Annotated in this window: 12 protein-coding genes; 11 read left to right on the top strand and 1 reads right to left on the bottom strand. The window is 26.9% G+C overall.

Annotation, left to right across the window (positions count from 1 at the left end):
* Nucleotides 1–61 precede the first annotated feature (61 nt).
* Complete coding sequence (gene ytvI, locus ACTG44_RS11990; RefSeq protein WP_021385169.1) at nt 62–1,123, bottom strand: sporulation integral membrane protein YtvI; 1,062 nt, start codon at nt 1,121–1,123, stop codon at nt 62–64.
* Between the two features lie 274 nt (nt 1,124–1,397).
* Between ytvI and ACTG44_RS11985 the strand changes: the two genes are divergently transcribed.
* The 11 genes from ACTG44_RS11985 to ACTG44_RS11935 all read left to right on the top strand — a co-directional run bounded on the left by ACTG44_RS11985 (nt 1,398) and on the right by ACTG44_RS11935 (nt 15,905).
* On the top strand, nt 1,398–2,138 hold the full coding sequence (locus tag ACTG44_RS11985) for a tyrosine-protein phosphatase (protein ID WP_479920505.1): 741 nt from the start codon (nt 1,398–1,400) through the stop codon (nt 2,136–2,138).
* An 11-nt stretch (nt 2,139–2,149) separates the two neighbouring features.
* Nucleotides 2,150–3,928 (top strand): BglG family transcription antiterminator, encoded by a 1,779-nt coding sequence (locus ACTG44_RS11980; RefSeq protein WP_479920504.1) that lies wholly within the window; start codon nt 2,150–2,152, stop codon nt 3,926–3,928.
* Nucleotides 3,929–4,101: 173 nt separating this feature from the next.
* On the top strand, nt 4,102–5,019 hold the full coding sequence (gene pfkB / locus ACTG44_RS11975) for a 1-phosphofructokinase (protein ID WP_479916977.1): 918 nt from the start codon (nt 4,102–4,104) through the stop codon (nt 5,017–5,019).
* A 36-nt stretch (nt 5,020–5,055) separates the two neighbouring features.
* Nucleotides 5,056–6,975, top strand: a complete 1,920-nt coding sequence (locus ACTG44_RS11970) for a PTS fructose transporter subunit IIABC (RefSeq protein WP_479920503.1) — start codon at nt 5,056–5,058, stop codon at nt 6,973–6,975.
* Between the two features lie 376 nt (nt 6,976–7,351).
* Entirely contained in the window at nt 7,352–8,173 is an 822-nt protein-coding gene (locus ACTG44_RS11965) for a transporter substrate-binding domain-containing protein (protein WP_021385223.1), read from the top strand.
* A 13-nt stretch (nt 8,174–8,186) separates the two neighbouring features.
* Complete coding sequence (locus ACTG44_RS11960; protein ID WP_479919079.1) at nt 8,187–8,855, top strand: amino acid ABC transporter permease; 669 nt, start codon at nt 8,187–8,189, stop codon at nt 8,853–8,855.
* A 333-nt stretch (nt 8,856–9,188) separates the two neighbouring features.
* Nucleotides 9,189–10,715, top strand: coding sequence for an FAD-dependent oxidoreductase (locus ACTG44_RS11955; RefSeq protein ID WP_479920502.1), 1,527 nt, complete (start codon nt 9,189–9,191; stop codon nt 10,713–10,715).
* Nucleotides 10,716–10,741: 26 nt separating this feature from the next.
* On the top strand, nt 10,742–11,299 hold the full coding sequence (locus tag ACTG44_RS11950; protein ID WP_479920501.1) for a DUF2238 domain-containing protein: 558 nt from the start codon (nt 10,742–10,744) through the stop codon (nt 11,297–11,299).
* Nucleotides 11,300–11,662: 363 nt separating this feature from the next.
* Nucleotides 11,663–12,802: a hypothetical protein gene (locus ACTG44_RS11945; protein WP_479919077.1), complete on the top strand. Its 1,140-nt coding sequence runs from the start codon at nt 11,663–11,665 to the stop codon at nt 12,800–12,802.
* Nucleotides 12,803–12,912: 110 nt separating this feature from the next.
* On the top strand, nt 12,913–14,055 hold the full coding sequence (locus tag ACTG44_RS11940; RefSeq protein ID WP_479920500.1) for a peptidylprolyl isomerase: 1,143 nt from the start codon (nt 12,913–12,915) through the stop codon (nt 14,053–14,055).
* A gap of 458 nt (nt 14,056–14,513) precedes the next feature.
* Nucleotides 14,514–15,905: a peptide MFS transporter gene (locus ACTG44_RS11935; protein ID WP_021385177.1), complete on the top strand. Its 1,392-nt coding sequence runs from the start codon at nt 14,514–14,516 to the stop codon at nt 15,903–15,905.
* Nucleotides 15,906–16,093 lie beyond the last annotated feature (188 nt).

Below are 16,093 nucleotides of genomic sequence, written 5' to 3'. Positions count from 1 at the left end.
AAGCCTCTTTTTCATTGTTGAAATGATGAAAATATATTTAAATAAAAATACAAAAATTAATTTATTTAAATGCAGTAATAATACCATTATCGTGTAGATTTTTTATGATTGTAGCTGCAATAGGAAAACCAAATAATCCAGCTATTCCAAAAAGTTGAGCTCCAACAAACATACACATTAAGGTTATTAAAGGATATAGACCAATTTGGTGTCCTACTACCTTTGGTTCTAGTATTTGTCTAACAACAGTTATAATGATATATAGTATTAGAAGCCCTACTGCTAAGTGGATATTACCATTAATTAATGAAATAATCATCCAAGGTGTCAAAATACTTCCTGTCCCTAAGACTGGTAAAATATCAACAAGTGCTATGATGACAGCTACAGTAAATGAATTTTCAACTCTCAGGATATTAAGTCCAATAAGTAGTTCTATAAATGTCACTGATAGTAGTATTGCGTAGGCTTTTAATAGTTTTAAAAGAGCATTAATGCTACTATTTTTTATATTTATTATCATTAATTGACTCTTTTCTGGAAATTGTTTTAAGATAAAATTTACTATTTTTTGATAGTCAAAAGTAAAGAAAAAAGAAGCAATTAAAGTAATAATAAGTTTTAGCATAAATGCAGGTGTTTTGCTTGCAATACTTGCGATGGCATTAAGTGCATTTGTTGAAACAGAGGCTACTAAAGACATCATTGATTGGCTTATATTATCCCAACCAAGTATCAATGCTAGGTTAACATTCGGTGTACTAGCATCTATTTTAGAAAATAAAGTATTTAGTGTTGGCTGTATATTTGATTTATATATTTCAGGAAGCCTAAAAAATATATCACTTACACTTGTAAATATTTTTGCACCAAAACTAACTAATAAAAATATGCATAATCCATAAAAAGCTAAAAGTACTACTACAGAAATAAATGTACGATTTAGGTTTGTACTATCTGTAATAAGTCTTATAATAGGTCTTAAGATGGATGCAATTATAAAACTAATTACAAAAGGCATCAACAATGGTAATAAGAACTTTAACGCAATATATACAATACTTGCTATTAAGACAACATATGTAAATTTAATTATAAAATTCTTTTGCTTTTGAATGTCCATAATATAAAACCTCCAATGTATTTGATATTATTCTAAATATGGTCTTTTTTACATAAAATATACTACTGTATATTGATTATAAACTATAAAGCTTCTGCAAAGTAAATAAATTATGTAAAATTTAGGTTAATTTTGTATAAAGATATACTTTTATATTTTACAATTGCTAACCAAATACTAAAAAATATTTTAAATAAACAATATGAAATTGTGATAAAATTAATTTATAAATATTAAACAGAAGGACAATAGATAGTTTTTAAGAGGTGGTAAGATGAAAAACTTTAGAGATTTAGGTGGTAATAAAACAGAAGATGGTAGGATTGTAAAGTATGGTTTATTTTATAGGTCTGCAAAACTATCAAATCTAAGTAAGAACGATATAAAGATTTTAAAAGAATTAAATATTAAATATATATTTGATTATAGAAGTGATGAAGAAGCTCGTAAACATCCATCAACAATAATATCAAATATAAAAAATATAAGAATTCCAGCTATGAGAGAGCTAGAAGAATCGGGAGGGAGTTTTGGCTCTATTGAAGATATGATTGATGGATTGTTTGAAAAAGATGGTGCGTTTAATATGTTAAATAATAGTTACTATAATTTACCTGTAAATAATCCATCCTATAAAAAATTAGTAGAACTCATAAAGGACTATTCTAATTTACCAATATTAAATCATTGTACAGCAGGCAAAGATAGAACTGGGGTAGGTAGTGCTATAATTCTTATGATTTTAGGTGTATCAAGAGAGAATATAATGAAAGATTATCTAAAAAGTAATGAATTTGCAGATAAAGAAATAGAACGATTTATAGAATATAAGCCTAAATTTAAAGTAATTCCAAAAGAAAAATTAAATTATATATTTGGTGTAAATGAAGAATATATGAAAACTGCTTTTAGAAGAATTGATGAAGAATACAGTAGTGTGGAAAAATATTTATATGGAGAATTTAATTTAGATAAAGAAGAAATAAAAAAATTAAGAAATCAATATCTAGAGTAAAAGGTGATTTTATGAGTTTAAATATAACAGCAAGACAGATAAGTATAATAAAAATCCTGTTAAATTCTAAAGATACAATTAGTGGACTTGCCTTAAGTCAAGAAATAGGATGTTCTTCAAAAACTATACAAAATGAAATAAAGGATATTAATAAACAGCTTAAAAATGGTAAAATTCTATCAATACGAGGTGTTGGTTATAAACTAGAGGGAAGTTTTGATGAAGTAAATTTAAATAGTAATCTGTATGATGATGTAGATAGGGTAGAATATATAATCCGAAAAATATTAACCTTGAGTAATGAAGAAAAAAATACTATAAGGCTTGAAGATTTAGCAGATTCTATGTATGTAAGCGTTTCAACAGTAAAAAATGATTTAAAAGAAGTAAAAAGAATATTGGAAAAATATTCAATTTCAATTAAGTCCAAGCATAAGCAAGGTATCTGTATTTCTGAAAGTGAAGACAGGATATTAAATTGTATAATTGATTTGAGTAACAAGAGAGACAATCAGTTGACTCTAAATGATTTTTTAAATAATGATATAAAAGAAAAAAGATTAATAATAAAAAAAATGTTACTAGATATATTAAATGAAAATGGGTTGGTATTAACTGATGTAGAATTTAAAAATGTGTTGAATAATATACTGGTTATGTTAAGTAGACATAAATGTGAAGAAAAAGAATTTATAGAGAGTTTTGTAGAAAATTATAGCAATAAAAGAAGTTCAATTCTAGAAAATGAACAAAACAAAGAAATTATAATAAACTCAATAAAAACCTTTTGTAAAAATTTAAAATTGGCTACATCAATAGATATAAGTCGTGATGAGATATTTGAAGAATTTTTATATAAGCATATTAGTAGTCTGTGTAAAAAAATAAAGCTAGGTATAAATCAATCACCTATAATAGCTCAAGATATCAAAATAAAATATCCATTTGCTTTTGAACTAGCTAATATAGCTAAAAAAACAATAGAAAAAGATTTAAATATAGAAATCAATGAGGATGAGGTTGCAAACATAGCTCTACATATAGGAGGAGCTGTTGAAAGGGCATCTTATAACAATAAAGATAAGGTTTTCAAGACGATAATAGTTTGTACCTCAGGGATAGGTACATCAATGTTAATAAAGGCTAAATTGGAAAATATATTTAAAGAAAAACTGGAAATATTAAAGGTCATTCCTTCATACTTAGTTGAATATATAAAAGTTATAGATGTTGATTTTGTAATATCTACTGTTCCTGTTGAAATAGGAGATATACCAGTAATAAATATATCTCCAATTTTAAGTGAAAAAGAAATTAAATTAATTGAAAAATATATAGAAACAGGAAATATATATTTAGATTTAGATATAAAAAATTTGCTTGACAATGAGTTGTTTTTTACTAATTTAGATTTTAAAAGTAAAGAAGAAGTTATAGATTTTATGGCGAGTAAACTTGTACAAAAAGGTTATATAGATGATGATATGAAAAATTCTTACTTTGAAAGAGAAAAAATAGCTACAACTGAAATAGGAAATATGGTAACCATACCACATGGAGCGATTGGAAAAGTTTTTGAAAACAAGATAGCAATTGGTATATTAAAGACTCCTATTGCTTGGGAAATATCGGATGTTCGTTTAATAATAATGTTAGCACTCGATAAGGACAAAATATTAGATTATGAAGTTATATTTTCAAATATATATAAAAGAGTAGATTCTATAGCAAAAGTTATAAGTATATGTGAAAATAGTAATTTTGAAAAGTTTGTAAACCTATTTAAGTAGAGATATATAATATAGCATTGCATATACACCTATAAGTTTGGATAATATAAAACTAAATAAAATAAAAACGATAAATTTCTCTTTTAATTAAGAGAAATTTTTTGACTTTCAGAGATATTAATATGAAGTTAAGATATAAATATAAAGTAAATAAATAAAAAAGAGGTGGCAAGATGATTTATACAGTGACATTAAATCCATCAATAGATTATATAGTTAAACTAGATAAATTAAATACAGGGAGTACAAATCGTGTAAATGAAGAATACGTTTATCCAGGAGGAAAGGGTATAAATGTATCTCGTATACTTAAAGAACTTGGGAATGATAATACATCTTTAGGTTTTATAAGTGGTTTTACTGGAGAATATATAATAAAAACATTAGAAGAAAAAAATTTAAAGACAGATTTTATAAGGTTAAAAAATGGTTTTACAAGGATAAATGTAAAAATAAAAGAATCAGAAGAAACTGAGATTAATGGGCAAGGACCAAATATAGATGATGAATATATTGACTTGTTGTATAAAAAACTCGATAAATTAAATCAAAATGATATTTTAATATTGGCAGGGAGTATTCCATCTACTTTAGATGAAAAACTATATGAAAATATAATGTCTAGATTAGAAGGAAAAAATATAAAAGTTGTAGTAGATGCAACTAAAAAGCTCCTTCTTAATGTTTTAAAATATAACCCTTTTCTAATTAAGCCTAATAGTGATGAATTAGAAGATTTATTTGATGTTAAATTAAACTCAAATGAAGACATAGTAAAATATGCTAGAAAGTTAAAGAAAATGGGTGCCATAAATGTTTTAGTATCAATGGGTAAAGATGGGGCATTGTTGGTTACAGAAGAAGATGAGGTACTTATAAGTAATGTACCTAAAGGAAAAGTTAAAAATTCTGTAGGAGCAGGTGATTCAATGGTGGCAGGATTTATATCTGGATATTTAAATACAGGCAAATATGATTATGCTCTTAAATTGGGAGCTGCTTCAGGTAGTGCAACTGCTTTTTCGTATGACTTAGCTAAAAGAGAATACATTGATGAATTGGTAAATGAAATATCTGTAAATAGATTTTAAAATATTTAAAAATATATAGAAAGGAAATTAGGAATTATGAAAATTATAGATTTATTAGATGAAAAATCAATTAAGTTAAATTTAAAGTCAAAAAACAAGTCAGAAACAATAGAAGAATTAGTTGAATTAGTTGCAAACAGTGGCAACTTAAAAGATAAAGAAACTTACAAAAAAGCTATTTTAGCTCGTGAGGAAATGAGTACAACAGGAATTGGAGAAGGTGTAGCTATTCCTCATGCTAAGAATACATCAGTTACTAAAGCTTGTATAGCAGCAGCAATATCAAAAGAAGGTATAGACTATGAATCATTTGATGGAAGCTTATCAAATCTATTTTTTATGATAGCTGCACCAGATGGAGCTAATAATACCCATCTAGAAGTATTATCAAGATTATCTACAATACTTATGGATGAAGATTTTAGAAACAAACTTATAAATTCAACTTCTGAAAAAGAATTTAAGGAAATAATAGATAAAAAAGAGAGAGAGAAGTTCAGCGAAGAATATCAAGATGAAATAATTAGTGAAGAAAAGATAGTAGATGTTAAAAATAAAAGTATTAATAAATATCCTAAAGTTTTGGCAGTAACAGCATGCCCAACTGGAATAGCACATACATTTATGGCAGCTGAAAGTTTAAGTAAAATGGCTGAAAGTAAAGGGATATCAATAAAAGTAGAAACTAATGGTTCAGCAGGTGTTAAAAATAGACTTACAAAAGAAGAGATAGAAAATGCAACATGTATAATAGTGGCAGCAGATAAAAATGTTGAAATGGCTAGATTCAATGGAAAAAAGGTCATAAAAACTAAGGTAGCTGATGGTATACACAAAGCAGAGGAACTTATAGATAAAGCTGTAAATGGAGATGCTCCAATCTATCATGGAGGAGAGATAAATCACAACGAATCAAATGAAGAAAGTGAAAGTGGATTTAGAAAAGTGTACAAACACTTAATGAATGGTGTATCTAACATGTTACCATTTGTTATTGGTGGAGGAATACTTATAGCCATAGCATTTTTACTTGATGATTATTCTATTGACCCTTCACATTTTGGCTCAAATACGCCAACAGCAGCCTTTTTTAAAGGAATAGGAGATAAAGCTTTTGGATTTATGTTACCTGTACTTGCTGGATATATAGCATATTCTATATCTGATAGACCAGCATTTGTTGTAGGTTTTGTAGGAGGAGCTCTTGCAGGTGATGGTGGTTCAGGTTTTTTAGGTGCATTACTTGCAGGTTTTATAGCAGGCTATTTAGTAGAAGGGCTTAAGAAAATATTTAGTGTATTACCAACTTCATTGGAAGGAATAAAACCAGTGTTATTATACCCTCTATTTGGAACACTTTTGATGGGTATTATAATGACATTTTTAGTAATACCTCCAGTCACAGCTATTAATAACGCAATGGTTGGATTTTTAAATGGTTTAGGAGGAACTTCAAAAATAGTTTTAGGATTAGTTTTAGGTGGAATGATGGCTGTCGATATGGGTGGACCTGTAAATAAAGCAGCATATGTTTTTGGGGTTGCATCACTTGAATCAGGACAATTTGAAATAATGGCAGCAGTAATGGCTGGTGGAATGGTTCCACCTCTTGCTATAGCTCTTGCAACTACATTTTTTAAAAATAGATTTACAAAAGAAGAAAGAGATTCTGGTAAAGTTAACTATGTAATGGGATTATCTTTTGTAACTGAAGGAGCGATACCTTTTGCAGCTGGAGACCCGCTTCATGTTATTCCAGCCTGTGTTGGCGGTTCAGCAGTAGCAGGAGCACTTAGTATGTTGTTTAATGCAGCTCTTCGTGCACCTCATGGAGGAGTATTTGTTATACCAGTAGTTACTCATCCACTTGGATATATATTATCTATAGCAATAGGTGCTGTGGTTGGAATGATGCTTTTAGCATTACTTAAAAAACCATTAAATCAAGAAGCATAGTAAATAAAGATTATTTAACAATTAAAAATGTTATGTTTTATAAAAATTAATATATTACTGAATTATTCTAAAGTAGGAAATTTATATAAAAGTGAACTTTGATATTCAAAGTTCACTTTTTGTGTAAAGGTATATTAATAGCTTCATAATTTTTAACATATAAGTTAAATTTTTTAACTAAACTATTAATTATTTATAGAAAATAAAGATAAATTTAGCAAAATAGTATTAATTTCAAAAATAAATAAATTATAAAGAAAGTATAGAAAAAAAGAATATTGCTGTCGAATTACATAGAGAAAAGCAATAAAAAACCTTTTCAAATTATGATATTATGTTTTAGTAAGTAAAAATATAGGAAGAGGGAGTGTTATTTTTGAAATTAAAAAGTAAAAAAGTATTCTCATTATTATTGACATTAGTTTTAGGAACAACAATGTTAGTTGGCTGTTCAAGTAAAGATGGTGAAACTACAAAAGAAGATACTTCTAAAAAAGATAAAGGGACTTTAAATGTAGGTGTATCAGTAGAATATGCACCATGGTGTTATAAAGAAAATGATGAAAATAAAGGTTTTGAAATTGATGTATGGAAGGAAATATCAAAAAGAACTGGTTATAAAGTAGAGTTTAAAACTGCTAAATTTAGTGGGCTTATGGGCATGTTAGACGCTGGTAAAGTTGACACAGTAGCACACCAAATGTCAACTACTCCTGAAAGAGTAGAAAAATATGATTTTTCAGATACTTACGCATATAGTAAGTATAAGTTTATAGTACCAGAGGATAGTACTATAAGTAAGATAGAAGACGTAAAAGGTAAAAAGGTAGGGTGTGTTCTAGGTGGTAATGGAGAAAAAACTATAAGAGATTTAAATGAAAAACATAACTTAGGGATTGATATAGTTACATATGATGGAGTACCTATGGAAAAGGATGTAGAAAATGGAAGAATTGATGTTGCATGGCTTTCAGAAGTTAAAGCTAAAACAACTATAGAACAAGGTAAACTTAAATTAAAGGTTGCAGATATAGATACTGGTGTATATGAAGTAAATCAATATCCATTTAGAAAAGAAGAGAAAAGTAAAGTCATTATAGAGGACGTAAATAAGGCTATAAAAGCAATGCATGAAGATGGAACATTTACAAAATTATCTGAAAAGTGGTTTGGCTTAGACACAACTAAGGAAAATTAATTGGAGGTTAAGGATGCAAGTATTTGATTTTGGATTTGCAGCAGATATATTTCCATTAATATTAAAATATTTGACAGTAACATTTAAAATGTCTCTGTTATCTTTGGGATTGGGAATTGTTATAGCTTTACTCATAGCATTAATTGTAGATGCTAAAGTTCCTATTTTAAAAACAGTATCAAGAATATATATATCATTTTTTAGAGGTACTCCTCTTGCTGCTCAACTTTTCTTTATATACTTTGGTCTAATTCAATTAGTACCAGAACTTAAAGCATTGGAATCATTTTCAGCAGCAGTAATAGTAATTGGTTTAAATTCTTCTGCTTATTTTGCAGAGAGTTTAAGAGGTGCTATAACATCTGTAGATAAAGGTCAAATAGATGCAAGTCTAGCATTTGGAATGACGTATGTACAAACAATGAAAAGAATTGTCTTACCACAAGCTATAAGGGTTGCAATCCCACCTTTTACAAATACTTTTGCAGATATTATAAAAGGAACTTCTCTTGCTTTTACTATTGGGGTTACAGAAATTATGGCAGTTGCCCAATCGGAAGCAGCAGCAAGTTATAAATATTTAGAAGCTTTTACTTGTGTAATAGTAGTATACTGGATTGTAAATCTTATATTAGGTTTTGTTCAGACCAACCTAGAAGAAAGACTTAGTGAAGTATATTAAATATTATAAGAGATATTCATAAAATTGTGTAGATGTGTTTTGTTATTAAATATTACTGGAAAATTTGATTTCCAGTAATATTTTTTTGTAACTAGAAAAAGTTAATTAAAGGTTCTGGAATTTCTATTTTGTAAAATTTTTAGATTTTATACACTAAATTTTGCCATGTGTTCTTAATTGTATTGACTTAATTATATAGTTATTTCTATTTATATATTAAGTAATGTAACAGTTTATTTATTACAATAATATATTTATTTTTATGTTATTTATAATAAATAAACTTGATGATGGGAAAACTATTATTATTTAATATGTAAAGGAGTATTTTAAATGAACGAATCGTATTGGTTTTTAAATTCAAGTCCAAAGGAATATAAAAAGTTAGGCGAAAATATAAAAGTAGAGTGCCTTATAGTAGGTGGAGGAATAACTGGATTGACAACTGCATATTTATTAGCAAAAGAGGGGAAAAAAGTAGCACTTGTTGAAGCTGATAAAATAGGATATGGAACTTCAGGAAGAAATACTGGTAAGGTAACTTGTCAGCATGACATATTTTATTCTAAGATAGAGAAAAAATATGGATTAGATAAAGCAAAATCATATTATAATGCAAATAATGAAGCTCTAAACTTAATTGAGCAAATAATAAAAGAGAATAATATCAAATGTGATTTTAAAAGAGAACCATCTTTTGTATTTACAGAAAAAGAAGAAACTATAAAAGACATAAAGGATGAATATCGTACATGCAAGAAAATAGGAGTAGATTGTGAGTATCATGAAACTATATCAGATATTCCATTAGACATAAAGGGAGCTATTAGTTTCACTAATCAAGGTCAATTTAATCCAAAGAAGTATATTGATGGATTAGCAGAAATGGCAGTACATTTAGGTGTAAAAATATATGAAGAGACACCAGTAGTAGATTTAGAAAAAGGGAAAATATGTAGAGTTAAGACAAGAGAAAATAATATAATAGAAGCTGAAAATGTTATAATTTCATCTCATAGTCCATGGTATGATGGGTTGAATTTTTATTTTGCAAAAGAATATGCAGAACGTGCTTACTTAATGGCAGCAGTTTTAGAAAATAAATTACCAGATGGTATGTTTATAAGTATAGATGACCCATCAATAACTTTTAGACAATATAATGATGGAAATGAAAATTTACTAATTTTTGGAGGAGGAGACCATAAAGTTGGTCAGGGAGGAACTGAAAAAGACATATTTGATGACTTAGAACATTATGGAAAAAAGGTATTTAAGGTAAAAGATTTTAAATGCAAATGGTCAGCTCAAGATAATATGAGTTTCGATAATGTTCCTTATATAGGTTATATTAATAAAAGGGAAAATAATATTTATGTGGCTACAGGATTCTCTAAATGGGGAATTACTAATGGAACTGTTGCAGGAATAATAATAAAGGATTTGATAATAAACAGTAATTCCAATTATAAGGATACTTTTAATCCATCAAGATTAGGAAGTTATTTTTCAAAAGACTTTATAAAGGAAAATGCTAATGTAGCAATGAATTATGTAAGTGGAAAGTTAAAAATAGGTAGTGGAGATATGCCTAAAAATAATGGAGAAGGAAAGATTGTTAATATTGATGGAAAAAGGTATGGTGTGTATAAAGATGATATAGGAGATTTTTATATTGTAGATACTACATGTACTCATTTAGGATGTGAACTTAATTTTAATAGTGAAGAAAAAACATGGGATTGTCCATGTCATGGTTCTAGATTCGACTATAAGGGAAATATACTTGAAGGACCAGCTCTTAAGCCATTAAAGCTTTATGGGCATGGTGATAATGATGTCAATCCTAAGCTATTATAGAATTGTTTTAGAAAGGTAAAGTGTGTATGAATAAACTTTTAAAACCAATAACTATATTATTATATATAGTATATGCTGTCTGTGCTATATTTTTTGCTATAAATAGGGCATTTGGAAGTGTAGGATTAGTAGCAATCAGCTTAATTGGTACTTTTATACTTAGACTTTTAAATAAGCATAATGAAAGACTTTTAAGCAAAGAACTATATATTGTTCTTGCCTTATTTATAATGTTTTCATCATTGTTGGGAACTTGTTTTAATTTTTACGATATAAATTATTACGATGATTTTTTACATTTATGGTCAGGGATAATATCTAGTATTGTAGCATTTTCTATGATTAGATATTTTTATATACAAAAAGATATAAGCAAAATGAGCAAAATATTTTTAGTTATATTTATATTTATGTTTAGTATGGGAGTAGCTAGTTTGTGGGAAATAGGTGAATTTTTAATGGATACTTTTATTGGCACTACGACGCAAGCTGGTGGATTAGAAGATACTATGATTGATATGATAGATGCTTTAATAGGTACAATTATAACTATCCCTTTTATAGTAAAAAAATCTAACATATAGATTTAAATTTTTTTATATTAATTATAATGGATTTGATTAATCATATAGTTTCAGGGTTTATATGATTAATTAAGTCCTTTTTTGTGATGATTATTAGATATATTTATTATGACTTTTAGTGTAAAAGATTTAAAAATACGATATTTTATAAAAACATGATATAATTACTATGAAATAAATGCTACATTGTAAGTATGAAAATGCATTAGATAGAAATTTCATAAGTGTACAAGTATAAAAAGTAATTTGTGTAAATAAAACTTTATAGTCATAGAAATATAAAAAATTAAAGGATTTATAGGAATAGTAAATATTTTATGTGATAATATAAAATAGTAGATAAAGTATTAGGAGGAACATTGAGTGTTAAAAAAGTGGTTTGGTATTATGAAAAAAAGACAAAAAAGTGATGCAGTAAAAGAAGAAGGTGAAATAATATTAAAAAACAAAAAAATATCGTCCGAAGAAAAGTCAATAGATGAAGAAGAAAAGACATTAATCAATAAAGACAAAACTATAAATAAAGAAGATGGAGTTTTAGAACAAGAAAGATTAATATTGAATGAAACATCATTTACAGAAGACGTAATGGCTAATATTGATAACGAAATATTAACTAAAGTGGAAGTAGTGGGTGATGATAATAAAATAGTAGAAAGAATAGTAGAGGAAGAGTGGTTAGTTAGCAAAAAGACTATAGAATCAGATGAAAAAGAAGTGTTTATTACTGATAAAAACATGAACTTATGTAAAAAAGAAGTTCAAATTGAAAGTGAAAAAACAAATTTAAAGAGATTTGAAGAATTTAACCAAAATGAAAGTAATAATATAGTAAAAGATATTATTGAAAAAAAAGAAATAAGTGAATGCTTGACAGAAGAAGATTTAGATTACATAAAAGAAATAAAAATAAAAAGAGGAAAAAGTATAAAAGCAATAAACTTGTATACTAAAGAAGAGAAGATTTTCGATACCCATATACAGTGTAGCAAAAGCCTTAAAATACCACTAGGATATATAAGAGAAAATTTAAAATATGGATATATGGATTACTTTGGAGATGCAATAAACTATTTAAGTAAAGTGTTAAATGTTGAAGAGTACTGTAAAAATGAATGGAGCTATTTAGAAAATAATAAATCTCCATCTGAGATATTTAATATTCTCAATGATAAAATATTTAGTACAAGACTTTCTGATAAAAAGAGAAATGAAATTTTGACCAATGATAAAATTGAAGCATTAAAAATGAATTATAAATTTGAATGTATCGATGAAGAATATGATGAATATTTTAAAAAATATAAGTCTATAATCAAAAGAGGTGGAAAGAAAAAGATTGAACTAGTAAATAAAAAAGGTGAAGTATTAGAGATATTTAAGTCTTTAGAAGAATGTTCTATTTATTTACAAAAAGAAAAAAATGAAGTTATACAGATGTTAAAGTATGGAGATACAAAAGTAGGAAGAAATTTTATAAGATATAGTTTGAGAAATATTTAATTTCATTTTAAATTCATGAGAGTTTCATTTCTGATTCACACATTTAATATTATTTTAATGTAAAATAATAAAAGTGAAGTATTGTACAATCAAAATTAAGGAGGATATTAATGTCTGAAGAAAAAAATCCAAAAGAAAATACATTAGATGAAATTAAAAAATCAGATAATGTAAGTTCTAAAAAAGATGATGTGTCAGATAAAAAGAGAACTGACAACAAAGTCAAAAAAAGAGAAATAAAATTAAATAATAAAACACTTAAAGCAGTTGTAGCAATTATAGCAGTAGGAGCTATATGCCTAGGTGGAGGTTACATTTCTGGCAAAGAAGCTGGAAGAAAGTTACCAGCTACTTCAAAACACTACAATAGTAATGAAGTAGTGGCTACTATTGGAGACAAAAAAATAACAGGTGAGATGCTAAGAAAAAGAATGGAGCCATTATTTTATTTGAATGCAAAGACTACTATGAGTGATGACGAAATACGTTCATATGAATCAAATATGATTGAGACTATGATTACATCTGATATACTATCTACTGAAGCAACAAAAGAAAAAATAAGTATAACAGATGATGAACTAGATGCTCAATATAATAATTTAATGACTAGTATAGAATCTGCAATGGGTATGACTAAAGAAGAGTTTTTAAAACAGTTTGATTTGACTGAAAAATATATAAAAGATGATATGAAAAAAGAACTAATAGCATCAAAATATTTAAATGAAAAAGCAAAAGTGACTGATAAAGAAGCTGAGAATTATTACGATAAAAACAAGAGCAATTATTTACAAGTTAGAGCTTCACATATTTTAATAAAAACTGTTGATGATAAAGGTAAACAAGTTAGTGATAGTAAAAAAGCTGAACTTAAAAAAGAGGCTGAGGAAATACTTAAAAAAGCTCAAGCTGGAGAAGATTTTGCCACTTTAGCTAAAAAGTATTCTGAAGATAGTAGTGCAGAATCAGGTGGAGATTTAGGCTTCTTTGGTAAAGGTCAGATGGTAGAGTCTTTTGAAAAAGCTGCGTTTGCATTGAAAAAAGACGAAATATCTAGCAAACTTGTAGAAAGTGATTATGGATATCATATAATTAAGAAAACGGATGAGAAATATCAACCTTTTGAAGAAATAAAATCAGATTTAGTAAGTAGTCTAACATCAGAAAAACAAAATTTACTTATAAAAAACTTAAAAGAAAAAGATAAAGTTAAAATTACAGATAAATATCAAATGAAAGCTAAACAATAAATTAAGTCAATTTATTAAAAAAAGAAAATTTTGATATATAGATAAAAGCTATTTTAAATACTCCATATTGAGAATTTAAAATAGCTTTTGTTATTTTAGAATAAAAACAATTTACATATATGAATTGATAAAAAAATAACTTGCAAAAAACATTAATAGAAAATATTTTGAATTTGAATTATTTAAATGAAAATAAGTAAAAATTAAAAAAATAAATACAAAAAGAATCAAATATTAAAGATATTATTTAAATATATATATATTAATATTTTCGCCTGAAAATACTGTAAAAATAATATTTTTCATAATTTTAAAAATAATAATAAAAAAATGAAAATACTGATGATATTCTATTGAGTAAACTTAAAAAAGATGATATTATAAGTATGTACTAAAATGATTAAAGTAATCTTAGTACTAAATTTAACTATAAAAAACAATGAGGGGGCGTTTTTTTTATGTCAAATACAGAAAGCGTATCTAAAAAAGGTGGTCATCCTAAGAGTTTTTGGCTTATTTGCATGACAATTTTATGGGAGAGATTTAGTTATTATGGTTTAACAGCTTTATTGGTATTATTTTTTACAGCAAGTATAGCTCAAGGTGGTTTAGGCCTTTCTACTCAAGAAGCAACATCTATGTTTGGGTTATTTACAGGTCTTATATATCTTACACCATTAGTTGGTGGCTGGTTAGCAGATAAAGTTTTAGGTCAACAAAAATGTATTTCTATAGGTGCACTTTTAATAGCAATAGGTGACTTCGTACTATTCGCTTCATCAACATCTATTGCAATGGTTTGGGTAGGCCTATCAATAATCATTTTAGGAAATGGTTTTTTTAAATCAAGTTGTTCAAATATAGTTGGGGATATATATCCTAAAACTGATGTGTCAAGAAAAGATGCAGCATACAGTTTATTCTATATGGCAGTAAATGTAGGAGCATTTATAGCCCCAATAATATGTGGATTACTTTCTGACAATGTCTTTGCAGTAAGAGGAGCAAGTGGAGATATAGTATCTTATGGATATAAGATGGCATTTTTAATTTGTGGTATAGGTATGATGTTAGGTATGATTATATTTACACTTCTTGCACCAAAATTACTAAAAGAAATTGGAAAACATCCTGTTACTAAAGGAAATAAAGGTGAAAAAATTGAGTATGGACCACTTACTAAGTTGGAGAAAAATAGAATAATAGCAATGGTTGTTTTGTTTTTATTTGTGGTCTTATTCTGGACAGCATACTATCAAACACAAAGTTCGTTTATGATTTATGTAAGGGATAATGTAAATAGAACTATATTTGGATTTGAGATGCCAGTAGCATGGCTTACATCATTAAACGCTATATTATGTGTAGCTTTATGCCCAGTATTGGCAGCTTTATGGGTTAAACTATCTAATACCAAAAGAGGTGACTTTTCTATTCCAGTTAAAATGGGATTAGGAATGATAATAATGGGTGTTGGTTTTATAGTGATGGTATTTGCTACATTAGCTAATGGTCCAAATGGAATGGTAAAGGCTAGCATGTTGTTTATATTAGTAACTTATATATTTACAACAGTAGGTGAATTGTTTTTATCTCCTATAGGACTTGCGATGTTTAATAAATTAGCTCCAGCTAAGTATGCTACATTATCTATGGGAGCATGGTATTTAACAAGTTTCTTTGCGAGTTTATTATCAGGAAAGATTGCTGGATTTACGGCTACACTTGGTTTTTTACAGATATTTGGAGGAATAGCATCAGTATTAATAATATTTGGTTTAATATTGCTGGGAATAAGAAATATATTAACAAAATTAATGGCTATGGATTTACTAACAAAAGAAGAATAATTCATGCTGAATTAGTATAAATAAAGGAAATTACATTTAAATATAAAATAAAATGTAATTTCCTCTTTAATTATGAAAAAAAGCTTTACACAGATAGATATTATAATTAAAATTATAATTGTGATAATTAGAGTGTATAAGATTTATATAAATTATATGAAAAATATTTATGTAATAAACTTTACATA

This window comes from Clostridioides sp. LIBA-2809 (assembly GCF_056688965.1).
The sequence above is the reverse complement of the archived record's forward strand: the minus strand, read 5'-3'. Positions and strand labels throughout refer to the sequence as shown.

Coding starts and splice junctions, on each gene's coding strand:
- ytvI (WP_021385169.1), bottom strand. CDS start 1,123: ATGGACATTCAAAAGCAAAAGAATTTTATAATTAAATTTACATATGTT.
- ACTG44_RS11985 (WP_479920505.1), top strand. CDS start 1,398: ATGAAAAACTTTAGAGATTTAGGTGGTAATAAAACAGAAGATGGTAGG.
- ACTG44_RS11980 (WP_479920504.1), top strand. CDS start 2,150: ATGAGTTTAAATATAACAGCAAGACAGATAAGTATAATAAAAATCCTG.
- pfkB (WP_479916977.1), top strand. CDS start 4,102: ATGATTTATACAGTGACATTAAATCCATCAATAGATTATATAGTTAAA.
- ACTG44_RS11970 (WP_479920503.1), top strand. CDS start 5,056: ATGAAAATTATAGATTTATTAGATGAAAAATCAATTAAGTTAAATTTA.
- ACTG44_RS11960 (WP_479919079.1), top strand. CDS start 8,187: ATGCAAGTATTTGATTTTGGATTTGCAGCAGATATATTTCCATTAATA.
- ACTG44_RS11955 (WP_479920502.1), top strand. CDS start 9,189: ATGAACGAATCGTATTGGTTTTTAAATTCAAGTCCAAAGGAATATAAA.
- ACTG44_RS11950 (WP_479920501.1), top strand. CDS start 10,742: ATGAATAAACTTTTAAAACCAATAACTATATTATTATATATAGTATAT.
- ACTG44_RS11940 (WP_479920500.1), top strand. CDS start 12,913: ATGTCTGAAGAAAAAAATCCAAAAGAAAATACATTAGATGAAATTAAA.
- ACTG44_RS11935 (WP_021385177.1), top strand. CDS start 14,514: ATGTCAAATACAGAAAGCGTATCTAAAAAAGGTGGTCATCCTAAGAGT.